The sequence below is a fragment of the Pseudoalteromonas sp. SG45-2 genome, from assembly GCF_014164115.1.
Classification (GTDB): domain Bacteria; phylum Pseudomonadota; class Gammaproteobacteria; order Enterobacterales; family Alteromonadaceae; genus Pseudoalteromonas; species Pseudoalteromonas distincta.
The window spans coordinates 26491-53133 of the sequence record NZ_JACJEO010000015.1; the positions used below are offsets into that span (position 1 = coordinate 26491).

The window sequence follows — 26643 nt, forward strand, 5'->3', positions numbered from 1 at the left end:
AGGTGATTTACCTTATTGATTTTGTAATTAATTTAATGACCCTTGTGCCAAGGTTTACCTAGCCACATGGGTTCGTACATTTTTAATTTTTGTTTATTTTTGCTGAGCATAATCAGTACTATAAGCGTTGCACCATAGGGCAACATGGCCAGTAAGTTAGACTCCACAGCCCACCCAAAAGCCTGTGCCACTAAGTGCATAATGCTGGCAAAGCCAAATAAATAAGCGCCAAGCATTACGCGCTCAATACGCCAGCTTGCAAACACCACTAAAGCAAGAGCTATCCAACCTCGCCCTGCCGTCATGTTTTGAGTCCAAAGTGGTGTATAAGCCAACGACAAGTATGCGCCCGCAATGCCAGCCAGTGCGCCGCCAAACATTACGGCTAAATAACGTGTACGCATTACAGGTAATCCTAAGTTATTACCCACACTTGGGTTTTCGCCAATAGCTCGTACTGCAAGCCCTGCTCTGTGGTATTTAAAAAACAAATACGCACCAAGCACTAAACCCCAACTTAAATACACAATGGCGTCTTGCGAAAATAGCGCTTTGCCTAAAACCGGAATATGCTCAAACCCTGCAATTGCTAAAGTAGGTAACGCGTTAATGGTTTTTCCCTCATAGTCCGCACCTAAAAATGCCGAAAGGCCTGTACCAAAAATAGTCAGCGCCAAACCTGCAGCCACTTGGCTAGCATTTAAATTAAGTGCTACAAAAGCAAAAATAAGTGAGGCCATAACACCAACCAAAGCTGCTACCGTAAAACCAATAAATAGGTTGTCGCATTGGTACATAGTTATAAACCCTGCCACTGCGCCAAGTAGCATCATGCCTTCTTGCCCTAAATTTAAGGTGCCGCTTTTTTCGCATACCATTTCACCCAGCGCCACCAGCAATAAGGGGGTGCCTGTACGAATAGTGGCGTATAAAATATTAGTAATTACATCTAATTCCATGATTTAAAACTCCTGTGCAATATGTATTGGCTGCGCTTTTTGTTGTTTAAATGGCAGCGAAAATCTAAGGCGATAAGTAATAAGCACATCGCACGAGAGTAGATAAAACAGCATTAACCCCTGAAAAATACCGGTTATAGCGTTAGGTAATCCCATGTTAATTTGCGCAAGTTCACCTCCCATATAAATAAGCCCCATTAATAAGCCCGCAAACGTAATTCCTACTGGGTGCAATCGCCCTAAAAAAGCAACAATAATGGCGGCATAGCCATAACCGGGTGATATTTGCGGAACCAACTGTCCAATAGGCCCAGCTACTTCGCCCGCTCCAGCGAGCCCCGCCAAGCCCCCGCTAATAACTAGCACTCCGGCAATTAATAATGCTCGCTTGTAACCCGCCATTTTGGCCGCGGATGCATCAAGCCCAAGTACTTGTATTTGAAAGCCTATAAAGGTTTTACTAATAAAAACCCATGTGGCGCATAGCGCTAATAACGCAAACGCCAGGCCTAAGTGCAATCGAGTACCGTCGAATAAAACAGGCAATAACGTGCTATCGCCAAACAATGCACTTTCAGGAAAATTATAACCGTGAGGATCTTTGAGTGGCCCATGAACAGCCCACAGCAATACATTTACTGCTATGTAGTTGAGCATTATGGTGACTAAAATTTCATTGGTGTTTAAACGCAGCTTCATAAAAGCAGCAAGCCCCGCCCACAACATGCCACCAGCAATACCCGCAAGTAATGTTAGTGGCATTGCAAAAGCACTTGATGAGTCAACAAAGTTAACGGCTACAGCACTTGCACATACACCACCAATAAGCAGTTGCCCTTCTGCGCCTATATTCCAAACCGATGCTCTATAACAAAGCGCTAAACCATAGGCGCATAGCAAAATAGGAATGGTCATTACAAGTAGCTCAGTTACACCATACCAATCGGCAACAGGTGCTATAAGCAATGTATACAGGGCATTTAAAGGATCATGCCCTAATAAGGCAAACACCACGTAACCGGTTATTAATGTGAGTAAAATAGCTAAAACAGGAGAGAGATAACTCCAAGCCGGTGAGCGCTCAACACGTGGTTCTAACTTAATCATGCAAGTTCCCCTTGTGGTGTGTGTACTTTAGGCTGGTTATTAAAAACATCACTAAAATCGCCAGCCATCCACTGTCCTAACTGCACAAGCGGTACGGTATCGGTGTTTAAAATAGGAGACAGTTTTCCATCGCAAATTGCGCCAATGCGGTCGCAAATCTTATAAAGTTCGTCTAAATCTTCTGAAATAACGAGTACCGCACACCCTTCGTCACGAAGCTTTAAAATAGCTTCATGTATCGCCACTTGTGCGCCTATATCTACTCCCCAAGTAGGATGCGACATAACGAGTAGTTTTGGGCTTTGCTCTACCTCGCGACCAATAATAAATTTTTGTAAATTACCACCTGAAAGGCTAGCTGCATGAGTGCGAAAACTTGGCGTTTTAACCTTGTATTTTGTAATGATTTTATTAGCAAGCTCAGTAATTTTTTGTTTTACTAAAAAGCCATTTTTAACTAGTCCACTATCAAAACTAGTAAGTAATGCATTTTGTGCCAAATCCATAGTGGGCACGGCTCCTCGCCCAAGCCTATCCTCTGGCACACATGCAAGCCCAAGGCGGCGCCTTTTTAGCGGGCACAGTGCATCAACTACGGTATTTTTAAATTTAATGGCGCTACTACTAGCTTGAATTTGCTCCCCCGAAAGCACTTTTAATAACTCTTCTTGTCCGTTGCCAGCAACACCCGCAATCCCCACTATTTCGCCTTGCTGTACTGCAAAGTTAATGTTTTTAAGGGGTGTTTCAAATAATGCTTGTGCGGCGGTGGTTAGATTATTAACGGTTAAAAAATCCGCAGTACCCAAAGCTCTGCGAGTTTGGTTACTAATTGGCGTGTTGTCGCCTACCATCAGCCTAGCAATTGACTCACTAGTTTCGTTTTTAGGAATACAATGCCCGCTTACTTTCCCGCCTCTCAAAATGGTCGCACTGTCACATAGCTCAATCACTTCGTGCAGTTTATGGCTAATAAACAGCACAGAGCAGCCTTCTTTTTTAAGTGACTTTAGGGTTTTAAATAATGCATCGACTTCTTGTGGAGTAAGTACTGAAGTGGGTTCGTCTAAAATAAGTAACTGAATATCTAATAATAAGCATCTAACAATTTCTACTCGTTGGCGCTCTCCAGTTGAAAGTGTTGATACCAGTCTATGGGGGTCTAATGGCATACCATAACGTGTTGATGTTTTTGTAATTCGACCCGCAAGCGTGCTGCTATGCCCTGCTAAATCACCTAACGCTAGTTCAATATTTTGGGCAACCGTAAGTGTTTCAAATAACGAAAAATGCTGAAACACCATTCCGATGCCTAAATCACGCGCATCAGCAGGCTCTTTTATATTCATTATACGGCCGTTGAAAAACATGTCCCCTTGGTCAGGTTTAACCACACCATAAAGCATTTTCATTAATGTGCTTTTACCTGCACCGTTTTCACCTAATAAGGCATGCACTTCACCATGCTTAATTTTTAAGGTTACGTCATTATTGGCTATACATCCGGGATACTGCTTTGTCATTCCCTGCATAGTAAGGCGGTATTTATTATTCATTATTAGGCCTATTTGTACTTAATGAGCAATTTAGCATACTCAAAACATCAACTGACCAACCGGTCAACAATGGCATGGTAACTGCAATATACTTACCAAGATGAAAAAGTATTTTTCTTACCCGTGCGCAAACAACAAGAAAAAACATACGCCAAGCCTTTATGTATCAGGGCTTTATAAAAATTAAGGGGGTCTGTGTGATTCAATTTTTATTAAATAACACGCCAATTGAAGTACAAGAATGTTCGCCAAGTCTCACCATTTTGGACTGGCTACGCACCAAAAAAGGGAAAGTGGGCACCAAAGAAGGGTGTGCAACTGGCGACTGTGGTGCGTGCACAATATTAGTGGGTGAAGAGCGTATAAATGCAAACGGGCAAACTAGTTGGCAATACAAAACAATGAACAGCTGTTTATTGTTATTAGGTAATGCGCATGCAAAACATATAGTAACGGTAGAGGCTGTGACTACTGGCTTATACCCAAACTTAACCGATTTACATCCCGTACAACGTGCACTGGTAGAGTGCCATGGTTCGCAATGTGGTTTTTGCACGCCCGGTATAATAATGAGTTTGTTGGCTCTTTATATTAATGAGCCAACGTACCCTGGTAAAAAAGCGGTTATTCATGCACTTGGCGGTAACTTATGCCGTTGTACAGGTTATAGCCCTATATTACTTGCAGCCGAAAAAGCCTATAGCTATGAACGTAAAGCTGAACCGTACTCAACAATGGCCGCAAAATTTAAAGCGTCACTTAATACGCAATATGATGACGATGTTCCATTTTTAAAAAATGGCCCTCGCAAATTCTATTTACCACAAACTGCCCAACAACTTGTTGAGCTAAAAGCGCTTTATCCTTATGCACATTTAGTTGCTGGTGGCACCGACTTTGCCATTGAGCTTAGCCAAAACATGCTTTTACCGGATGTAATTATCTCCCTTAGCCAAGTAAAGGAACTTTGTACCTTGGCAGATAATAACGGTGAGTTACACATTGGTGCAGCACTACCTTATAGCCAATTTGTTGAGGCATTTTATAACCATTACCCTGAGTCAAAAGAGCTATTTGAACGCTTAGGATCAAGCCAAGTAAGAAACAGCGGCACACTGGGTGGCAGCATAGGGAATGCCTCACCAATTGGCGATCCCGCTCCCCTTTTAATCGCTCTTAATGCATCAATGGATTTATTAAGCAGCGCTGGTACGCGCACTATTAAAGTTGCCGACTACTTCATTGATTACAAAAAAACGGTTCTTAAAAGCGATGAAGTAATTAGTAAGTTCACCATTCCAAAGCGCCCAGAGTCACTAAAGCTGGCGTGTCATAAAATATCAAAACGCTTTGAAGACGATATATCTACCGTGTGTTTGGTGCTTGCTATAGAGCATTCACAAAACATGATTACTCAAGCCCGCTGCGCTATGGGCGGTATGGCAGCTATTCCTAAGCGCGCGCATCATATTGAGCAAAAGCTGATATCTCAATCATTACAAGTAAGTAGTTTTATAGACGCAGCAACGGCTATTAACGATGACTATACGCCCATGAGCGATGTAAGAAGCAGTGCGCATTATCGCACCACGGTAAGCAAAAACTTATTACAACGCATTGGTATTGAGTTTTGTGAGCCGCAAGCACGCAACAATAACAACATTGCCATTACGAGGATCTCACATGCGTCACTTTGAAATGGATAAACTAAAAGCGCAAGGCGGTAGCGTTGGAGAATCTAAATATCACGAAAGCGCTATTAAACAAGTTTGTGGCAGTGCAAATTTTGCCGACGATAACCCTGAGCCTTACGGTTGCCTGCATGCCTACCCAGTGCTCGCCCCTGTTACAAGCGGCTTTATTAAATCAATAGATACCAGTCTCGCACTGGCAGTTGAAGGCGTTAAACGTATTTTATCGGCCGAAGATGTTCCGGGTAAATTAGATATTGGCCCGGTATTTCCTGGTGATGTACTGCTGACCAGCCATGAAATTCAATACCACGGGCAACCTGTATTAATTGTCGTTGCCGACACCTATGAAATAGCGCGCCGCGCGGCACGTTTAGTGGTTATAGAGTGCGAGCAAACTACTCCAATACTTGATATTAAAAAAGCCATTAGCAAAGAGCATTGGGTAAGGCCGCCCCATTCACTTAACCGTGGTAACAGCGAAAACGCCATTAATAACGCAACCCACCAGCTTAAAGGCGAAATAAGCATAGGCGGGCAAGAACACTTTTATTTAGAAGGCCAAATAGCGCTGGCGCAACCTGATAACGACGGGGGCATTCATGTTCAGTGTTCTACGCAACACCCTACTGAGGTGCAGCACTTAGTTGCTAAAATTTTAAAAAAGCCATTTAGCTTTGTAAACGTAGAAACCCGCCGTATGGGCGGTGCTTTTGGCGGCAAAGAAACCCAAGGCGCACCATGGGCATGCCTTGCAGCTCTTGCGGTTTACCACCTTGGCTGCGCAGTAAAAATGCGCCTAGCCCGTAGCGACGATTTTAAATTAACCGGTAAGCGCCACCCGTTTTATAATCACTATCATGTTGGTTTTGACGAAAATGGTTTAATAGAAGGTGCCGACATTACCGTAAACGGATTTTGTGGCTACTCGCCTGATTTATCAGATGCAATTGTAGACCGCGCCATGTTTCATGTCGATAACGCCTACTACTACCCAGCCGCCACAATTAAGGGTAATCGCTGTAAAGTAAATACCGTAAGCCATACCGCATTTAGAGGATTTGGTGGCCCGCAAGGCATGATTATGGGCGAGCTAATAATGGACGATATAGCCGCCAAATTAGGTAAAGATCCGCTTGAGATCCGAAAACTTAATTTATACAAAAAAGGCCGCGATACCACGCCGTACCATCAAACCGTAGAGCAACATATTTTAATAGATATGATTGCTCAGCTTGAGGAGTCGGGTGACTACTGGGCACGTAAAGAGGCTATTAAAGCATTTAACGTATCGTCACCTATTATAAAAAAAGGCCTTGCAATGACGCCGGTTAAATACGGTATATCGTTTACTGTACAACACTTAAACCAAGCCGGTGCATTAGTGCATGTATATAGCGATGGCTCTATACATTTAAACCACGGCGGCACCGAAATGGGCCAAGGGCTGAACACCAAAATTGCGCAAATTGTGGCCCATGGCTTTGGGGTCGATTTTAACGCGGTAAGTATTAGTGCTACGCGTACCGACAAAGTACCAAACACTTCACCAACAGCGGCCTCAAGCGGTACCGACTTAAACGGCATGGCGGCGCTAAATGCAGTAAACACAATAAAAGAGCGCTTAATAAACTTTATTACCGAGCACTTTGAAGTAGACAGCCAAAGTATTACATTTAAAGATAACCTCATTACTTTTAGTAAAGGGGAAATTAGCTTTAGCGAACTTGCGAATCTTGCTTACATGAATCGTATATCGCTTTCATCTACCGGTTACTACGCCACACCAAAAATTCATTACGATAGAGCCAAAGGTGAAGGCCGGCCATTTTTTTACTACGCACACGGCGTTGCACTGAGTGAAGTAGAAGTAGATACGCTTACGGGCGAAAACACGGTAACTCGCGTTGATATACTGCATGATGTAGGCAGCTCAATTAACCCAGCACTTGATATAGGGCAAATTGAAGGCGCCTTTGTACAAGGTATGGGCTGGCTAACAACCGAAGACTTACAATGGAATGATAAAGGCCAGCTTGCAAGCTTTGGCCCAGCCAACTACAAAATACCAGCCATTGGCGATACCCCTGCCGAGTTTAACGTCAATCTTTATAACTCAGCAAATCCAGAAACCACCGTGTTTAGATCAAAAGCCGTAGGCGAGCCGCCATTTATGCTGGCCTTTAGTGTATGGAGCGCTATTCGTAATGCAATAAGTAGTGTGGCTGATTATAAATACACCGCCCCACTGGATACACCCGCAACCCCAGAGCGAGTATTGAGTGCAATTGAGCAAACCGCTAGCTGGTTTAAGGAGCATCAACATGACTAATTTAAATGAGTCGTTTCAGGGTTTTCATACGCAAAATTGGGCGCAGGCTATAAACGAGCACGAACAAAGCGGCACTAACTATGTAATTGCCACGGTACTTGGCACCAATGGCTCAACCCCACGCGGCACAGGCTCTAAAATGGTAATAAGCGGCGAGCATATTTACGACACCCTTGGCGGTGGCCATCTTGAGTATGTAGTAATAGAAAAAGCCCGCGAACTACTTTCCAAAGGCGAAGCCGCCCAAGTAATTGAGCAATTTAACCTAGGTGCAAATTTAGGCCAGTGCTGCGGCGGGGCTGCCACCGTTATGCTTGAATGCATGCAATGCGAGCGCTTTACCTTAGACATTTATGGCGCAGGCCACGTAGCACAGGCGCTTATTGGTATATTGGCACAACTACCTATGCGCATACGCTGGATAGATAGCCGCGCCGATGTATTCCCACAGGCTATTCCAAATAACGTAGTAAAAGTGGTTGATGAAGAACCAACAGAGCAAGTAAAACGTGCGCCTAAAGCTAACAACTACTTAATATTGACCCATAACCACCAGCTCGACTTTGCACTCACCCAAGCCATTATTAAACGCGCCGATGCCAATTGGCTTGGTGTAATTGGCTCTGACACTAAAGCCAAACGCTTTAAGCAGCGCCTAGCACATCGCGATTTTACAGCCGATCAAATACAGCAAATGACCTGCCCCGTTGGGCTTAATAACATTTCGGGCAAATTACCAATGGAAGTGGCTATTTCGATTAGTGGACAGCTAATTGGCCTTTATCAGGCTATGCAAACCCAAGAGCCAAAACGCCAAGGCTTGCAATGGCGCACACTAAAAAATGCCTTAATTAGCACCACGCAAGAGGAAGTAAACGCATGAGTAGTTTACAAATAAATACGCTAAATGATGCACAAGTAAAACAAGCACTTGAGCATTGCTGCGCGGCCCCTAACTGGGTAGCGGGCATGATAAAAGCAATGCCATTTAAAAGTGCTCAACAGTTGTTTGAATGCGCACAAAGCATATGGGATAGCCTTGGCGAAAGCGACTATTTAGCTGCCTTTGAAGGCCACCCGCAAATAGGCGACTTATCAACCCTTAGCAAAAAATACGCTGCTACCGCACAAAAAGCGGGGCATGAGCAATCGGGTATGAGCAAAGCAAACGAAGCCGTACTTACCAAAATGATTGCCCTCAATAAAGAGTACCTGAACAAGTTTGGCTTTATTTTTATTGTGTGCGCCACCGGTAAAACGGCCGAACAAATGCTCGAACTCATAGAGCAGCGCATACACAACACCCGCAGTACAGAGCTAAATATAGCCGCGGGCGAACAAGCCAAAATAACAAAAATAAGATTGGAGTCACTGCTATGAGCAAAAGCCCTATAACTACCCATATACTTGATACAAGCACCGGAAAACCAGCAGCAAATGTTGCTGTTAAGCTATTTAAACTTACAAATAACGAATGGGTACAACTAACCCAAGGCAAAACAGATTCCGATGGGCGTATTACCGACTGGCTAAATACAGAATTAGAATTTGCAACTTATAAGCTAGTATTTGATTTAGATAGTTATTACCAAAACCAACCTACCCCTGCGTTTTACCCAGAGGCGCAAATAACGTTTAGATTACAAGATACTAAACATCATCATATCCCATTGTTGCTTAGCCCGTTTGGCTACTCTACATACAGAGGTAGCTAACTATGAGCACACAAAACAATAATGACTTAACAGTAGTTTGTGCCGATATACTCGACTTTGTTGACGACCCTGCCATTGCTGGCGAAAACGCCCATCGTTTTTTTGAAAAAGGCGCATTAGTTATCAAGCACAGCAAAGTAGTTAAGCTTGGCTATGAGCAAGACATACTGCCTACAATTGATAAATCAGCGCGTGTTATCCGCCACGATGGCAAACTCGTTATGCCTGGTATGATTGACACACACATACATTTGCCGCAAACCGAAATGGTAGGCGCGTATGGCGAGCAGCTTTTAAGTTGGCTCACCGAATACGCCTTCCCAACCGAAAAAAAGTTTACCTGTGAGCATTATTCAAAAGAGATATCTAACCGCTTTTTAGACGAGCTGCTGCGCAATGGCACAACCACTGCCCTTGTATTTGGCACTGTGCATCCGCAATCGGTTGATGCGTTTTTTAAAGAATCACAAAAACGCAATTTACGCATGATTGCCGGTAAAGTAATGATGGACCGTAACTGCCCTGACGACTTATCTGATTGCGCGCAAACAAGTTATGACGAATCTAAAGAACTCATCGAAAAATGGCACAATATTGATAGGTTAAGCTACGCAGTTACACCGCGTTTTGCCCCCACATCAACCCCTGAGCAACTTCAAAAATGTACTCAGTTGCTTGAAGAATACCCAGACACCTACCTGCATACACACTTATCTGAAAACAAAGACGAGTGCGAATGGGTAAAAGGACTATTTCCAGAAGCCGAAGATTACTTAGGCGTGTACGAGCAAGCAAAAATGGTACGTAAACGCTCAGTATTTGCCCATAGTATTCATTTATCTGAGCGCGAGCTATGCTGCCTTGCAGATAACAATGCGGCAATATCGCACTGCCCTACCTCAAACCTATTTTTAGGATCAGGACTTTTAAATTTAAAAGCCTGTGAAGAGCACGGCATAAACGTAGGCATGGGTACCGATGTAGGCGCGGGAACAAGCTTTTCTATGCTACAAACAGGTAACGAAGCGTACAAAATTCAGCAATTACAAGGTCAAAAGTTTTCAGCATTTAAAGGGTTGTATTTAGCAACACTCGGCGGTGCTAGAACGCTCGATTTAGAAGGGACAATTGGTAATTTTGAAGCCGGTTGTGAAGCCGATTTTATTGTAATGGATTGTTCAGCAACCCCATTTTTAAAATTTAGAATACAGCATGCCAAAACCCTGCATGAAAAATTATTTGCAATGATGATGTTAGGCGACGACCGCTGCGTTGAGCAAACCTACATTATGGGTAAAAGTGTGTATAAGCGCGATGATAACAATCAATTTTCAGACACCCGCTCACCGGTATTAGAAGAGGCTTAACCGTTATGGAAAACTATTTATTTGAGCTTGCTCATTTAGTACTGCGTTATTTTCATGTTATTGCTGGTATAGCATGGATTGGCGCTTCATTTTATTTTGCATGGCTTGATAACAACCTACAAACACCACCGCAGTGGAAAATAGATAAAGGCATAAAAGGCGATTTATGGGCCGTGCATGGTGGTGGCTTTTACGAAGTGGCTAAGTATCAAAATGGCCCTGAACAAATGCCGCATACTTTGCACTGGTTTAAGTGGGAAGCCTACACAACGTGGATCACCGGTATATTACTATTTAGCTTACTTTATTATGTTGGCGCCGATGTGTATTTAATTGATAACAGTAAAAGTGAGCTAAGTAAATTTGCAGCTATTGGCGCATCCCTTGGTTTTATTGGCTTAGGTTATGGTGTTTATCGTTTATTGTGTAAAACCTCACTGGTCGAAAACGGCAAAGTGTTTATTGCTGTAGTTATTGGTTTATTAGCTCTGTGGACTTTTGGGGTTGATCAATTATTTAGCGACCGCGCTGTGTATATTCATGTAGGTGCACTTATTGGTACTTGTATGGTTGGCAATGTGTATCACATTATTATGCCAGGGCAACGCTATATGGTAAGTGAAGTAGAAGCCGGTAGAATCCCTGATTCAGCGCCAGGTTTAAAGGCAAAGCTGTGTTCTATTCATAATAACTACGCCACGTTACCCGTGGTATTTATTATGCTTAGCAATCACTTTCCTTATACCTACAGCCACAACTTTGGCTGGCTTATTTTAATTGCGCTGTTTGGTATTGGTATGTGGATACGCCATTATTTTAACTTAAAACATCAAGGTATTAATAAACCCTCAGTACTTGTAAGCGGTATTGCAGCTTTTTTTGCTCTTATGCTCGCCATAGCCCCTTGGCCCAGTACACCAACAAATGCAGGCGAAAGCGCGCCTTTACAAACAAGTATTACCGACGCACAAGCGTGGGATATAATTAGCAAGCACTGTACACAGTGTCACAGCGAAACACCCACCTCTGAGCTTTTTCAAACCGCGCCGCTAGGCTTTAAGCTCGACTCTATTAGTGATGTAAAAAAATCCAGCACGCTTATTCATACCCGCGCGGTTATAACAAAAGATATGCCACTGGCCAATATGACCCAAATGACAGACACAGAGCGCGAAACGCTAGGCTCTTGGCTCAGCGCACTTAAAAAGGAGCAATAACATGAGCGAGCAATTTAAAAACTACCCGCGCAATTTAATTGGTTATGGTCCAGATGTACCCCATGCAAATTGGCCCAATAAAGCACGTATTGCCGTGCAAGTGGTATTAAATTACGAAGAAGGCGGCGAAAATTGTGTATTACATGGTGATGCAGCGGCCGAAACTTTTTTATCAGAAATAGTCAGTGCCCCGCATGTTGAAGACCGCCATATAAGCATGGAGTCTATTTACGAATATGGCTCACGCGCTGGCGTGTGGAGGCTACTGCGTTTATTTAAAAAATACGATATACCGGTCACCATTTTTGCAGTGGCGATGGCCCTTGAGCGCCACCCCGATGTAGCTAAAGCCTTTGTTAAAGCGGGCCACGAGATTGCAAGCCATGGCCTGCGCTGGATTAATTATCAAAATATAGATAAGCAAACCGAACGCGAGCATATGCAACAAGCCATTGAGATCATTCAAACGCTTACCGGTAAAAAGCCCAAAGGCTGGTACACAGGGCGCACAAGCCCTAACACAGCAGCCCTTGTGGTAGAAAATGGCTCGTTTTTATATGATGCCGACGATTACAGCGACGACCTACCTTTTTACAGTATTAAAGAAGGTAAACCACAGTTAATAGTGCCCTACACGCTTGATGTAAACGACATGCGCTTTGCTGCCGTGCAGGGTTTTAATGCCGGGGATCAGTTTTATAATTACTTAAAAGATGCATTCGATACACTATACGAGGAAGGCGACCCACAAGGTGAAAACGCCCCAAAGATGATGTCGATAGGTTTGCATTGCCGCCTAATTGGCAGACCAGGAAGAATAAAAGCATTAGCACGGTTTTTAGAATATGCTCGCTCGCATGATCAGGTTTGGTTTGCCACACGTGAGCAAATAGCCGAGCACTGGCTTAAAACCCATCCATATAAAAAAGCATAGTTTATATTTTTTAAAACATAAAAAAGCCCAGTAATGCTGGGCTTAAAGTCACTTTAGGAGTAGTTAGTTAAATGAAACCGTAATGATGTTAGAACATACATTTTCAGTTACACATAATTGGTAATCGTACGATGGTAATGTAGCACCACGTACGTAGTCGCGGTAACGACCTCGGTCAGCAGTAGTATCTACAAGCTCACCATTACGGTAAACACTTAGTGATTCAGCGCCAACACTTTCCCAACTAAGCTCTACACGCATAGTATCAAGGCGAGACTTATTAGCACGTTTTAAGGTGATTTCTAGCTCTACATCACTTACAACAACCGTTTGAGTTGATGTACTTGTATTGCCTTCACTGTCTGTTACCGTTAGTTCTACATCGTAATTACCTGATGCTGCATACACATGCATAGGGTTTTGATCAGATGATGTTGCACCATCGCCAAAGCTCCAGCTCCACTGTGTAATATCGTTATTTGAATCAGTGCTTGAATCAATAAAGTTAACTGTTAAGCCTTGTGTCTCAACGTCAAAACTAGCACGTGGTGGTTGTGGGCTAACTTCGCCAATAGCGCTTAGCGTTAATGACCAGCCATTAATTGTGCCGGTATCGGCTGCAGCAGTATCTTCTACTTGTAGTGTCCAATCGCCTGTAGCAACTTCGCCGTTAAATGATTCAGAAGTAAAGCTTCTAACTATGTCGTCGTTTGAACCACCCACATTGCTTTGTAGCGTTACTTGTGTGCCTTGAGCAGATACTAACTTAACCACTAAGTCGCCTGAGTAAGTATGCGAAATATCTACATCAGCAGTAGTACCAAATACTGTTAAGTCATCAGGAACATTAATTACTGACACTGCACCTACTGGCGAGTTATCAGGAATATCAACACTTGTGTTACTGCTGTAAGTAAAGTCGTTTAAGCCAACAGGTTGAACCATTAATTTAACTGACTGCTCTTTAACAATATCACCAGCTGTAGCTGTTACAGTAAGCTCGTATTCGCCCCACTGAGTGTTAGTATCGGTTTCAACATTTAGCATTACTTCATCGCCTGGGCGCGCTGTAAGCGATGATAAATAAGCGCCGCCTAATGTTGTTGATAACTCAAGCGTTACTTCTTCATCCCATTCGGCAATTGAACCAATTGTAAATGTGTAGTTTGTAGCTTGGCCTGCTTCAATTTGTTGCGTAAGTGGATCAGCTGATATTTTAAAGCCCGGTGTAGGGTCTGCATCAATAAGCGCTTGGTTAACATTAAGACGAGTACCTGCAACCGTTACACCTTGTAGCGCAGCATTTGCATCGCCAGAGTTCATTAGTAAATCTTTCAGCTCTTGAGTGCTAAGCTCAGGATTAATTGACAATACTAACGCTGCAGCACCTGCTACATGTGGCGTTGCCATAGATGTGCCTGAGTAAGATGCATAGCTCTCACCTGGTGTAGTTGATAAAATAGCATTACCCGGCGCGCCCATATCAACGCTTGTTAAACCATAATGTGAAAACCATGAAATACCATCGGTTTGATCCGTACTTGCAACCGATAATACACTTGCGTTTTCGTAGTTAGATGGGTAATGCGGGTTAACATCGTTATCAATAGTATCGTTACCAGCTGCGGCTACAAAGAGTAAATCCGCCGCTTCGCTTGATGCAATTGCATCTGCTAGTGCTTGGCTGTAACCGCCACCACCCCAGCTATTATTTAATACGCGTAAGTTAACGCCTGAGTTTTTAAGGCTAACCATGTAATCAATACACTTAATAGCGTCTGATGTTGAGCCATTACCCGCAGCATCTAAAAACTTACAACCAACAAGTGATACTTCATGGTTAACACCTACAACACCAATACCATTGCCACCACTTGCGCCAATAGTACCTGAAACGTGTGTACCATGGCCTTCGTCATCCATAGGGTCGCCACTGTCAGTAATGGCATTTATACCATGCACGTCATCTATAAAACCGTTACCATCATTATCAATACCATCTCCTGGTATTTCGCTGCTATTTACCCACATATTGCTAGCTAAATCACTGTGGCTGTAATCAATACCCGTATCGATTACACCTACCACTACATCGCGGCTACCTGTCGAAATATCCCATGCTTCTACTGCATCAATATCAGCGTCTGCTGTACCACCCGTTTGGCCATCATTATTTAAGCCCCAAAGCTCATCAAAACGAGGATCATCTGGCGTACGTGCAATGCTTACTTGGTAATCAGGCTCTACATATTCAATAGCTTGATGAGACTTTAAAAGCGCAATTGCGTCTTTAGTGCTCATTCCCGACACTTTAAACTTAGCTAAGCGACCTGAAAGTAAAGACGTATAGCTGTCATCAAGTTCATCTTTATTTAGATCAGTAATTTTAGCTTTAACTAATGAACGAGCCTGCTTACGCATTTCTTTCGTTGCATTACTTTTATATTTAACAATTATAGAATCACTGCTAGCAGTTACAGATTGCTTTACACCCACATCAGGAACTTTTGCAGCTGCTAAGCACGGAAGTAAGGCAAGAGTAATAATAGATAATTTTGTTTTCATTGTTCTATCCATAGTTTTTTTTGGGTTAGCTTAGATGCTCTAAGCACGTTCTTTCACTATTTCGAGTACAAGGGATCACATGGCATACCCTAAGGAAACAACCAAACTAATCATTTAACAAGTTAAAAAATAAAAACGTTGTTAAAACCAACAATTTTGACCAGTTAAAGTATAAAAAAAACACTAAAGACAGACCTTTTAATGAAATTCACGCAAAACCATTTACCTAATAAAGGGTCGGAGATTTTTACTGCTTTTAGATTGAATTAATAAAAAACCTCAACAACCTCACCATAACCCACTGAAAAATAAAAATTAAAAAATTGGTAAAAAATGATGATTTCAGAAAATACATTTGAGGAATACAGTAATTGGGTACTTAATAATTAACAGTTATTAAACGTAAGTTAAAATAATGACAAAGCGTTTAGTGATAATTATTAACTACATCGAAAAATTTTACTTTAAGAGCTTTTCAAGCGGATCACAAAACATTATATCGGCACGGCATGCTGACACAGCAAATACCTTATAAAACCTATAAAATTTAAGGTGTTTGGTTTTAATATTTCAAGGAGAAAATAATGAAGTTGAACAAATCACTTTTAAGCTGCGCAGTTGCAATTGCAATGGGTACTAGCTTTGCTTCTTATGCAGATACTAACAACAAATCAGCATCAAGCTCAGAACTTGCTACCAACGTTTCTGTAGCAAGTGTTGAAAACTCAATGACTCTTATCCAAACTTTTAATGAAAATACTGCACTACTTACACAAGATGGTGATAGCAACACCATGCTTGTAACAACAACCGGTAATAATAACGAAACTGAAGTTGTGCAGAGCCAATTTGGTAATTATGCTGAAGTAATCACCACAGGTGACAACAACCTGCAAGTATACAGCCAAGATGGCGTTGCTAATGGTTTTATCTCTGAAGTGACTGGTAATAATAATATGTTATTTGTTTCACAATTTGGCCAAGGCTTTTTTGTAAATAATGAAGCGATTAATATTGTAACTGGTGATGATAATATCATTGATGTTGAACAAGGCACTGGTGGTCACTGGTTCTACAACATGGACATGCAAGGTAACGCAAACGAAATTACCTCACTGCAAACCGGTGAATGGCATGAAGCAGAAATTACGATGCTTACAGGCGACGAAAATACTCTTGATTTAGTTCAAGACGGTTATTGGAGTACCTTTAAAGTAAGTAGTTTACAAGGCAATGACAACGAGCTTGAAGTTGAACAAGTAGGTGATCGTAATGCTGTAGCATTTAGTGCAATTTCTGGTGATGCAAATGAAATTGAAATTGAGCAAGATGGCTTAACTAATGCGGTAACGTTTGCAACTGTAATTGGGGACGACAACCAAATAGATTTAGATCAAGAAGGTTCACTTAACACAATTGAATCAAACTTATTTGAAGGTTCTAATAATGAGGTTTCAGCAACACAAGTTGGCGCTGAAAACTTAATGACAGCCGATTTAATTGGTGACAACAACGAACTAACTTCAATGCAAAACGGTGATTTAAACGAAGCCTACATGGGTGTAATTGGTTCAGACAATGAATTTACATCAGCCCAAATAGGTGATTTAAACTCGATTCACTTAGCTAACTTTAACGGCTCTGGCAATGATGTTGATTTAGTACAAGCTGGCGATGAAAATGCCGTACTTGTTCAATCTTCATACCCAGATGTAACGCTTACATCTAACGATAATGACATCGATATTGCTCAAGACGGCTCTCAAAATGAAGCAATTGTTACCCTTGCTGGCATTTTAGATAGTAATAATAACCAAATTGATATTGCACAAAGTGGCACGTTAAACCTTATTGATATGATGGTTGAAGGCAATAACCACAGCATTGATATTTCACAAACAGGTGAAGGTAACTGGGTTACTGGCGTTGAACAATCAGCATTTTTAGTTGGTGGTGAAAACGTATCGTTTAGTGTTACTCAAATTGGTAACGACAATATTGTTGAAGGCTCAGTAATTGGCTTTGACAGCACTGTATCTGTTACCCAAATTGGTGATGGAAACGCAGCAACAATTACTCAAATGTAATTGTTGAGGTGGGGAGAGCGATCCTCTCCCCTTTTTAAATTATGAAAAAAAATATTAACTTTAATCGTTACCTACTCACACTTTTCCTATGTTTTTCTGGGGCAACTCATGCTGCGGATGAACTAGAAATAGATGGCTTATTACTTGATAGAAGTATTAGCCGCTTTGGTCATCAATTTTATTATGAATTTTCAAACTACTGGCGAGATCTTCCTTCAACAGCTGGTTTTAATATTGAAATAAAAGAAACCGTAATACCAAAAGCGGGTACACAACTTTCTTTAATAATGAATAATCAACTCGTTTACGCGACTTATTTAGGTCGCAGATTAGAACCCCTCGATGAACGTGTTGAGCAAGCTGTTTATACAGTAATAGATGCAATGGCTCGCTCAAACATGGCTGCATCAACACCAGATATGGCTAAAGATGGATGGTAAAATGAAAAAAATAGCCCTTATAATAATAACAATATTAAGCTTTTCAGCTTCCGCGACTGAAATAATTTACACCCCAATAAATCCAAGCTTTGGTGGTAATCCACTCAATGCAAATATGCTGCTGAGCAAAGCACAGGCTCAAAATAAGCACAAGGCTCCGGTAATCGAAAAAGGTTATGCTGAACAATTTCAAGACTCTTTAGAGCGCACTTACTTAAACCGCATGGTAAGAGAAATTACAGATATGGCTTTTGGTGAGGATATTGAAGATAGTATTTTTAATCAGGACTCAATTTTTATGAGTGGTGATTATCAAATTGAAGTTATAACCAGCACAACCGATTCTATTACAGTAAAAATAACAAACATATTAGATGACTCTGTTGTGATCATTGAAGTACCGAGGTTTGGATAATGTATAAACTACTAATAACAATAACATTACTGGGTTTGAGCGGCTGTACAAGTTTAGGTAAGCTTATTCCACCATCACAGCAAAAAGCAATTAGCCTAGAGCCAACTGAATTATTTGCAGACTTAAAAAACTTACCAAAACCTGTTGGCAGCATTCCGGTATCGGTCTACTCATTTAGAGACCAAACAGGTCAATATAAACCACAAACTAACGTTAGTTCGTTTTCGACTGCCGTTACACAAGGTGCTAATTCAATACTCGTACAAGCACTGCATGAATCTGATTGGTTTACACCTGTTGAGCGTGAAGGTTTACAAAACATTTTAACTGAGCGAAAAATCATTCGTGCAGGCCAAACTGATAACCCTAACCAGGCTGAGTTACCTCCACTTACCACAGCTAAAATCATTTTAGAGGGCGGTATTATAAGCTATGACACCAATGTGAAAACGGGTGGGTTAGGTATGGAATACTTTGGTATAGGCGCATCTGAGCTTTACCGTGAAGATGCTATTTCAATTTATCTACGCGCTGTGGATGTTCGTACAGGCCAAGTGTTGCTTAGTGTGGCCACCAGCAAAAAAGTATTAAGCCAAGAGATGCGTGCAGGCTTTTTTAGATACGTAAGCTACAAACGTCTAGCTGAAGCTGAAGCCGGCTTTAGTGACAACGAACCTATGAGTATTTGTGTAACTCAGGCAATAGAAAAAGCACTGACAGACCTTATAACAAAAGGCATTGATAAAGGCTTATGGGCTAAAAAAGTGAGCTAAATACACAGGCCGTCATAACAAATAAAAAAGGCTACTAACAGTAGCCTTTTTTATGGGAGAAATTGAGATTATATATGCTATTTATTTAGCCATTGGTAATAAAACAGAAACGTAGCGCTGAGCCCAATTCGCAAGCTCCACCCTGTTACGTGAGTTAGTTTTTTTAAACGCACTGTACAAATGTGTTTTTACAGTGTGGTCGCTAATATTGAGCTTATCAGCAATTGTATTGTTACTCGCACCTTGTGCAATTAAATGAATAACGGACTTTTCTCGCTTTGTTAAATGATCGTAATCGTCCTGCTTTAATTCAATGTCGTCATGTAGGTTATTAAATGATGATGCCACGGCTAAAATATCGTTAAAAGCTTTTGAAATCACTTTACGCGTAAACCAAAGCTCGCCAGTATCAACACGAACTAACCCTTTAAAAATATCTTCTGGCGCATCAGATTTATAAAAAACACCATTAAAATGGTTAAGCAATAAGTTTTGCTCGCACACATCTTCTTTATCAACATTAAAGATAACAACACTATGGTGTTTAGCTAAACAAATAAGGTCTGCGGGAATGAGATCTTGCCATTTGCTTTTAGCACCATCTATTAAAAACAAATCATAATTTGCACGCTGCTCAGCTTTAGGAATAACATCGTCCATTTTAATATCACCAAACAAGGCCTGTAGTGTTCTTAAAATAGCTGTGTAGTTGTGTGAATGAAAAGATGATTGAAATGTAGTTTTTACGAATACTGAGTTTTTATGGGGCATAAATTTCGTCCTTGAAACATTTACACTACATTACCTAAATCAAATACAACTTACAATGAGATTTTGGTATTAAAATAAAGTTATCGTTTCTCATCCTAAAACAGATAAAAACCTATTAAATCAATACATAACCTGCATTACTTTTGTTTTAACAATTTTTTGTAAGATAAATAACAGATCGGATTAGTAGCTTAGTAATTTATAAAATCGAGTCGTTACGCCATTAGTCCAACCAAAACCCTGCTGTACTTGATATTCACCACCACCGGCTAAAACCGCTGGTGTGCACACATTGTATTTTTCGAGTAAGCACTTATTTACTGCAAAATTTTGCTCAACCATATTTACCCAATTTTGCATTATATGTGTACTCAATTGAGTAATACCGTAGTTATTAAGCCCTTTTACCGCAAGCCATTGGAGTGGAGCCCAACCATTTGGACTATCCCACTGCTGAGGCGTTTGAGTAATAGTTGTAACAATGCCACCCTCTTTTAAAAATTCATTGGCTAATATTGTAGCTACCTTGATTGCTTGCTCATTACTGGCTAAATTAACAAATAAAGCAGTAGTTGCCGCTGCACTAAGTATTGGAGATTGAGTCGTTGTACGGCAGTTATAATCAACAAAAAAACCGGTTGGTTCATTCCAAAGGTAAGCATTAATAAGTGCCTTGCGATTGCTGGCAAGTAATTGGTAATGCTCTGCTTGTTCACTATTGCCGAGCAATTGAAAGAATTTGCTTAATTGATTCTCTAAGTTATACATAAGGCAGTTTAAATCTATAGGAACAATATCAGTTGTTTGAATAGAGCTTAGTAAATTAGACTCACCAAGCCAACGAGAACTAAAGTCCCAACCCGACTCACATGCAGCGCGAATATTACGATAAAAATCAGATTTTTTCTCCTTCGCCAACCCTTCCGCTAGCGCTAAATCTTCACGCAATGACTCTGCTCTTGGCTCACTTACATCGTCCCAATAACGATTTAAAACACCACCACAAGGCATTCTTACTACCCGCTTTGAGCCCAATAAATCACTCGAAAGGAACTGCGCGTCTTGCATCCAAAATATATATTCTTTTTCAAGTGCTGCAACACACATAGCAAGCCATTGCGTATTGAGTGATTTGCTATGCGTATGTTCCCATAATAACTCGACCATGAGTGCTAAAACCGGTGGCTGCGAGCGTGATAAATAATAGCGACGGTTACCATTTGGAATACAACCATAATCGTTAATTAAATCTACAAAGTTAAGTAGCATATCTTCAACTACATCACCTTTATCTGCATCGATTAAGCCCAATGCTGTAAAATAACTATCCCAATAGTAAATCTCTTGAAAGCGCCCGCCAGGCACAATATAGCAGTGCTTTAGTGCTAGTAATGAATCTTGCTTCGGGGTATCCGCCTCTCTTCTAAGGCCACTCCATAACGAGTCTATATAATGTTTAACCGATGACGTATCAGCCTCAGTGCCCATTGCTAGCACTGGGGAAGTAATAAAGTGTGCGTTTACAAACTCACTAAGCTGCGTATTAGTTAAAGGCGCTAATTGTTCATAGCTTTTACATGCACTTTGCCAATTAACACGCGCAATTGCATCTGCGAATGTTTTACAGTCGCTAAATACATGCTGCATTTGAACATCTTTAAATAATTGGCTGTCAAAAAAACTCATAACTTTCCTTACTGTTAAGCTGTTGTTGCGTGTTGTGAGATAGCGTCGGTTCGTTTTTTGAAAAAAATCACGCTAATAAAAATCAAACTAATGGGAACCAAAGAAAGGTAAAACGCATGCTGGCCACTAAAGTGCTCAAATACATAACCAGTTATTATTGAGCCTGTTGTTCCACCAAGTGCTGAAAAAACTACAATTAAGCCAGTCATAGCGGCATGACGATGTTTTTCAAGAGCGCTGAGAATAACTGAGTTAAGTACCGGATAAATAGGCGCCATGAAAAAGCCAATTAACGGTAAAATAAATGCAGCAAGTGGTGCATCAAATAAGCTAATTACTGTATTTTCAGTAACATTCTCAGTAAGCGGTAGGGTAATAAGTATGAGGCCGGCCATCGCAATTAAACAACTGCTCAATACAACAAACCAGTGAATGTGTTTAAGTACTTGCCCTGCTACTAAGCGCCCAAATGCAAGTGCCGCAGCAAAAATACTGGCCAGCTGAATACTAATAGCTATAGGAAGTTTTAAAACTTCATTATTGAATGTGGGTAGCCAAGTACCGACGCCCTGCTCAATTAATACGTATAAAAAAGCACTAATTATAAATATGAGTACCAACGGTTGATATGTTAGCTTAAGCATGGCGATAAAATCGAACCAACCAGAGCGTTTAGTTTTACTTATAATGGCGGGCTTTATAGGCGCAGCAATTACGCTCGCTATAACGATTAGGGCCAGAGCTGCTAGTAAGTAATAAACGTTGAGCCACGCGGTTGAATCGTTTGGATCTATAAAAGCAGTAAAAATCCAATAGCCACTTAACACACCAACCATGAAAATGCCCTCAATGGTGTTTAACAATGAAGAGTGGCTATTTGCATCATCTGTCACTTGGCCGATAATAGAGTAAACCGACACTTTAACCACAGCAAAGCCACAACCAATGGCGGCAAATAAAATTTTAAACGCATAAAAGTCACTAATTAAAGCCGTACTTACACAAGCAAGGGCAACAACAGTAAGTGCCCCAAGCATGGCCAGTTTATAGCCTAGGCGAGGAATAAACGAAGCCACTACAAATGACATTATCGCAATGGATAAATCTTTAAACCCCTCAAGCACTGAAGCTTCTGTTTTACTTACCCCAAGGGTATTTATTGCCTGCAAAATAACGGTGCCCACGCTATTTAACAAAATAGCGAAAATAAAGTAACTTGCTGCAATTGCCAGTGTGACTTTTGTTTTACTCATAATTGCCCTCGCTTTACAGCGTTATTTAAACGCTATAACGACCTTTATTGTATGCCCATAACGAGTGCATACACAGTGTGTGTTTATATCAGTGAGGTTTGAGTTTAGTTTAGAATAGCCCTCAATGCAATCGTTTGCATTTTAAATTTAACATTAACTCAACATGATTTATAAACTATCTTTTACTTGATTGGCGGGTAATCAGTTCAATATCAATTACTTGTGATTCAACTTTTTCACCAGCTAGTTGCTGCATCAACTTTTGAACTAATAGCGTGGCTGCGTACTGTGTGTTTTGTCGGATAGTTGATAATGAAGGGTGGCTAATGTCGGCCATAGCAATATTATCAAAACCTACTAGAGCGACATCATTAGGAATGCTTACATAACGCTCTTTTAAGGCTTTCATGGCACCTAAGGCAACCATATCACTACATGCAACTATAGCATCAAAATAAAGACCTTTTTCACGCAGTAATTGGTTAATTGATTGATATGCTGAGCTACTTGTAATATCAATAGATACAACATGTTGCTCTAATTTATGGGATGCTAATGCGGCAGAGTACCCTCTATGACGCTCACTAATTTCACCATGTTCTGGGTCGCCTAAAAATACAATGTTTTTAGCTCCGTGCTCTATTAAATGCGTTGTTGCTTGCAAGCCTCCCAAGTAATTGTCACTTCCTACAATGGGGTAGTTGCTAGGTGTTTTAGGGTCTCCCCATACCACCAGCGGAATACCTGCGTTAGCTGCATTTTCTATATTGGTTTGGTTTTTACCTTGACCTACAACAATAATACCGTCTGCACGGCGGCTATTAATAAAATAATTAGCCCAATCGTCTTGCGCCATGATTGAATTAGATAGTAAAAGCTCTAACCCTTGCTGATTAAGTGCAAGATTAATTTCGCTCACTACTTTAAGTAAAAACGGATCGCTAATCGACTGCTCTGTTTGTTCGTCAAGGTTAATTATAACCGCAACTACATTGGTTTTTTGTGTCCGCAACCGACTTGCAGCCGTATTAAGACTAAAATTATACTCTTTAGCTAAGCGCTGAAGTTTATCGCGGGTTTCTTGCTTAATTAGCGGATTATCATTAAGCGCACGCGAAACTGTAGAGGTAGACACGCCTGCTATTTTCGCTAAATCAGTTAATTTAATTTTTTTGTTATTCATGATCTTCCTAAATAGTCGCTTACCACTGATCAATACAATTATCTAACTCGCTGACAATATAGCATTATTATTTTTTGCTGGCGCGAACAACGACCTAAAAAGTGTTTAACATATAAATAAGCTCAATAAATAAACTATATAAATTCATAAATAATTTACAAATAAATATTGCAAACGTTTGCATTTATCTCTAAGGTTTCAATATACACAGCCTATTTACAATGATTTTTAGTAAAAAGGCTGCTGAAATACACTGTTTAATACACTAAAAACGGGATCACACACATGAAAATCAATAAAGCAAAAAGTACATTAGCGTGTGCAATTACTTTAGCGCTTAGCACTCAATGCGCATTTGCAGCAGAGCAAACACAAGAAAAACAGAAAGTTGAGCGCATTGTGGTATCGGGAACACCTACGGGTGTTGGAGTTAGAAAAATTGATGCCAGCTATGCGGTAACTAATATCGATAGTGAACAAATTATTAAACTGTCTCCAAAAAGCACCGCTGACTTGTTTAAAGCAATACCTGGTGTTTGGGTAGAAAGCTCAGGTGGTGAATCGGGCGCTAATGTATTTGTTCGTGGTTTTCCTGGTGGTGGTGATGCCCCATTTTTAACACTCAGTATTGAAGGCTCACCTATTTATCCTGCTTCAACATTGTCATTTTTAGAGAACTCATCAATGTTTCGTATTGATGAAACCATTGAGACAGTAGAAGCCCTGCGTGGTGGACCTAATCCTGTTTTATCTAACGGACAACCAGGATTAACAACCAATTTTAGATTAAAACGTGGTGGCGAAGAAACAGAAGGCTTATTTAAATACACAACTTCTGATTACGACTTACAGCGAGTTGATGCTGTGATGAGTGGTGAAATTACTGACGATTTATACTTTATGGTTGGCGGTTACGTAAAAAGCTCACCGGGTATTCGTGATGCGGGCTTTACTTCTGAAAAGGGTAGCCAATTTACAATCAACATTACTAAAGATTTAGACAACGGTGAGCTTAACTTTTATACCCGCCAAACAGACGATCACGGTGCATGGTACTTACCAACACCCCTTAATGTTGATGGTATTGACGCAGAATATACGCAACTTGGTACGCTAAATCGTCAAGCAACAATATTTACAGGCCCCGATGCACAAGCACTTGATATTGACCTAGGTGATGGCCGAGGATGGGACGGCCATGTTTCGGGCGGTAGTATTAAGCTAGAGCTAAAAGGTGGTTGGCATTTTTCAGATCGCTTTAACATTACCAAAGGCGATGCAAATACCTACGGTTTAGTACCTAGTGGCTCAGCAACAACGGTTGGAGCAGTTGCTGATAACGGCCAAACTGCATTTGGAGCAGTTACAAACACTGAATACGCAAGCGATACCCCAGTCCAACAACTTGGTCGATGGGTAGTACTTAAAGAAATCAGCTCATTTACTAATGATTTAGCTTTTTCGAAAAAATTTGGCGACCTATCAACAACCTTTGGATATTACACTGCAAGTACTTCAGCAAAAGATTGGTGGAGCTTAGGTAACACTGCATACCATGTACTTGAATCAGGTGGCGAAGCATTGGCTGGGATTGAATGTAATCAAAACACCGATGGTTGTGATTTTAACTACGACATAAGCTCAACAGGTGATGCGCGCACTAACGCGTTTTATGTCACCGGTGAATACAAATTTGCTGATGCGTTTACACTTGATGTTGGCGTACGTCAAGAAAACCACGAAGTAGAATACAGTGTAGATGAGGGCCTTGACGGTATTATTACTAAAACCGTTAGCTATGATGAAAGTAAAACATCGTGGACTACAGGGTTAAACTATTCAATTAATGATGATATGGGTGTGTTTGCCCGTGTTAACCGTGGTTATAAAATGCCTTACTTTGATGACTTTAGAGATAACTTTGATGCTTACGAAGGCGGCGAAAAGCTTATTAAAGAAATAACTCAAGGCGAGCTTGGCTATAAGTTAATTACTGAATCAACCGACTTTTATGCAACCGTATTTGTAAATGAAGTTAAAGGCGACACATTTGTAAGACGACCTGGCGTACCAGCAGAAATTTTAACAAACGAAGCATACGGTATAGAGCTTGATTACAACTTTAATCATGATTCTGGTTTTTCTGTTAATTTAAATACGACATTACAAGATGCTGAAATTACAGAGAGCCCAACAAACGATGGTAACCAGTCGCAGCGCCAACCAAAATGGCAAGTACGTATAACGCCAAGTTACGATTTTGAGCTACAAGGTATGTATGCAACTTTATACGGTACACTTTCAGCGGTTGATGATCGCTTTGGCAATAACGAAAACACTGTAACACTCGATGGCTACGAAAAAGTTGATTTAGGTTTAATATTAGAACCAATGGAAGGCATCAAGCTTCAAGTAGCAATAGATAACTTAACGGATGAGCAAGGCATTACAGAAGGCGATCCACGTAATGCTGATGCACCAAATGGTCGTTACATTATGCCTCGTACAACGCGCTTTAGTGTAAGTTACGCGTTTTAAATAAAATACAATATAAAGGGAGCATTCGCTCCCTTTCACTTTAATTAACCTCAA

General features: G+C 40.9%; 21 protein-coding genes. 13 read left to right on the forward strand and 8 right to left on the reverse strand.

Annotated features, from left to right (window positions below; all coding sequences use genetic code 11):
• Positions 1 to 32: 32 nt before the first annotated feature.
• Genes H5116_RS12160 through H5116_RS12170 form a run of 3 tightly spaced genes read right to left on the reverse strand, consistent with a single transcriptional unit; the run spans position 33 to position 3622 of the window.
• On the reverse strand, positions 33 to 959 hold the full coding sequence (locus tag H5116_RS12160; protein WP_024591976.1) for an ABC transporter permease: 927 nt from the start codon (positions 957 to 959) through the stop codon (positions 33 to 35).
• A 3-nt stretch (positions 960 to 962) separates the two neighbouring features.
• The gene (locus tag H5116_RS12165; RefSeq protein ID WP_182716239.1) at positions 963 to 2066 is read right to left on the reverse strand and encodes an ABC transporter permease; all 1104 of its coding nucleotides are present in this window, start codon (positions 2064 to 2066) and stop codon (positions 963 to 965) included.
• Positions 2063 to 3622 carry an ABC transporter ATP-binding protein gene (locus H5116_RS12170; RefSeq protein WP_182716240.1) on the reverse strand — a complete coding sequence of 520 codons (1560 nt, stop codon included), beginning with the start codon at positions 3620 to 3622 and terminating at the stop codon, positions 2063 to 2065. Before H5116_RS12170 ends, H5116_RS12165 begins: the two co-directional genes overlap by 4 nt.
• 197 nt (positions 3623 to 3819) lie before the next feature.
• On the opposite strand from H5116_RS12170, the gene xdhA reads away from it, so the two are divergent.
• The 8 genes from xdhA to puuE are packed head-to-tail and all read left to right on the forward strand — an operon-like array spanning position 3820 to position 12878.
• A complete protein-coding gene (gene xdhA / locus H5116_RS12175; RefSeq protein WP_182716241.1) occupies positions 3820 to 5319 on the forward strand; it encodes a xanthine dehydrogenase small subunit in 1500 nt (499 codons plus the stop codon).
• The gene (gene xdhB, locus H5116_RS12180; RefSeq protein ID WP_182716242.1) at positions 5306 to 7645 is read left to right on the forward strand and encodes a xanthine dehydrogenase molybdopterin binding subunit; all 2340 of its coding nucleotides are present in this window, start codon (positions 5306 to 5308) and stop codon (positions 7643 to 7645) included. The genes xdhA and xdhB overlap by 14 nt, the downstream gene beginning before the upstream one ends.
• Positions 7638 to 8528, forward strand: coding sequence for a xanthine dehydrogenase accessory protein XdhC (gene xdhC / locus H5116_RS12185; protein WP_182711751.1), 891 nt, complete (start codon positions 7638 to 7640; stop codon positions 8526 to 8528). Before xdhB ends, xdhC begins: the two co-directional genes overlap by 8 nt.
• Positions 8525 to 9025: a 2-oxo-4-hydroxy-4-carboxy-5-ureidoimidazoline decarboxylase gene (uraD, locus tag H5116_RS12190; RefSeq protein ID WP_182716243.1), complete on the forward strand. Its 501-nt coding sequence runs from the start codon at positions 8525 to 8527 to the stop codon at positions 9023 to 9025. Before xdhC ends, uraD begins: the two co-directional genes overlap by 4 nt.
• Positions 9022 to 9360, forward strand: a complete 339-nt coding sequence (gene uraH / locus H5116_RS12195) for a hydroxyisourate hydrolase (protein WP_165723395.1) — start codon at positions 9022 to 9024, stop codon at positions 9358 to 9360. The genes uraD and uraH overlap by 4 nt, the downstream gene beginning before the upstream one ends.
• 2 nt (positions 9361 to 9362) lie before the next feature.
• Entirely contained in the window at positions 9363 to 10727 is a 1365-nt protein-coding gene (gene guaD / locus H5116_RS12200) for a guanine deaminase (protein WP_182716244.1), read from the forward strand.
• A gap of 5 nt (positions 10728 to 10732) precedes the next feature.
• Entirely contained in the window at positions 10733 to 11944 is a 1212-nt protein-coding gene (locus H5116_RS12205) for a urate hydroxylase PuuD (RefSeq protein WP_182716245.1), read from the forward strand.
• A 1-nt stretch (position 11945) separates the two neighbouring features.
• Entirely contained in the window at positions 11946 to 12878 is a 933-nt protein-coding gene (gene puuE / locus H5116_RS12210) for an allantoinase PuuE (protein WP_182716246.1), read from the forward strand.
• A gap of 63 nt (positions 12879 to 12941) precedes the next feature.
• On the opposite strand, the gene H5116_RS12215 is transcribed toward puuE, so the two are convergent.
• Positions 12942 to 15443: a S8 family serine peptidase gene (locus H5116_RS12215; RefSeq protein ID WP_182716247.1), complete on the reverse strand. Its 2502-nt coding sequence runs from the start codon at positions 15441 to 15443 to the stop codon at positions 12942 to 12944.
• A 584-nt stretch (positions 15444 to 16027) separates the two neighbouring features.
• Here H5116_RS12215 and H5116_RS12220 point away from each other — a divergent pair.
• The 4 genes from H5116_RS12220 to H5116_RS12235 are packed head-to-tail and all read left to right on the forward strand — an operon-like array spanning position 16028 to position 19158.
• Positions 16028 to 17530, forward strand: coding sequence for a curlin (locus H5116_RS12220; protein WP_024595595.1), 1503 nt, complete (start codon positions 16028 to 16030; stop codon positions 17528 to 17530).
• A 41-nt stretch (positions 17531 to 17571) separates the two neighbouring features.
• Positions 17572 to 17970: a curli production assembly/transport protein CsgE gene (locus tag H5116_RS12225; RefSeq protein WP_024595596.1), complete on the forward strand. Its 399-nt coding sequence runs from the start codon at positions 17572 to 17574 to the stop codon at positions 17968 to 17970.
• The gene (locus H5116_RS12230; protein WP_024595597.1) at positions 17960 to 18385 is read left to right on the forward strand and encodes a curli assembly protein CsgF; all 426 of its coding nucleotides are present in this window, start codon (positions 17960 to 17962) and stop codon (positions 18383 to 18385) included. The genes H5116_RS12225 and H5116_RS12230 overlap by 11 nt, the downstream gene beginning before the upstream one ends.
• A complete protein-coding gene (locus tag H5116_RS12235) occupies positions 18385 to 19158 on the forward strand; it encodes a CsgG/HfaB family protein (protein ID WP_182197166.1) in 774 nt (257 codons plus the stop codon). Before H5116_RS12230 ends, H5116_RS12235 begins: the two co-directional genes overlap by 1 nt.
• 81 nt (positions 19159 to 19239) lie before the next feature.
• On the opposite strand, the gene H5116_RS12240 is transcribed toward H5116_RS12235, so the two are convergent.
• From H5116_RS12240 to H5116_RS12255, 4 genes are all read right to left on the reverse strand, one after another.
• On the reverse strand, positions 19240 to 19929 hold the full coding sequence (locus H5116_RS12240) for a LuxR C-terminal-related transcriptional regulator (RefSeq protein ID WP_024595599.1): 690 nt from the start codon (positions 19927 to 19929) through the stop codon (positions 19240 to 19242).
• Between the two features lie 183 nt (positions 19930 to 20112).
• Positions 20113 to 21615 (reverse strand): trehalase family glycosidase, encoded by a 1503-nt coding sequence (locus H5116_RS12245; protein ID WP_182716248.1) that lies wholly within the window; start codon positions 21613 to 21615, stop codon positions 20113 to 20115.
• Positions 21616 to 21629: 14 nt separating this feature from the next.
• Positions 21630 to 22868 carry a sugar MFS transporter gene (locus H5116_RS12250; protein WP_182693046.1) on the reverse strand — a complete coding sequence of 413 codons (1239 nt, stop codon included), beginning with the start codon at positions 22866 to 22868 and terminating at the stop codon, positions 21630 to 21632.
• A gap of 175 nt (positions 22869 to 23043) precedes the next feature.
• Positions 23044 to 24051, reverse strand: coding sequence for a LacI family DNA-binding transcriptional regulator (locus H5116_RS12255; protein WP_182716249.1), 1008 nt, complete (start codon positions 24049 to 24051; stop codon positions 23044 to 23046).
• Positions 24052 to 24336: 285 nt separating this feature from the next.
• Between H5116_RS12255 and H5116_RS12260 the strand changes: the two genes are divergently transcribed.
• Entirely contained in the window at positions 24337 to 26589 is a 2253-nt protein-coding gene (locus H5116_RS12260) for a TonB-dependent receptor (RefSeq protein WP_182716250.1), read from the forward strand.
• Positions 26590 to 26643 lie beyond the last annotated feature (54 nt).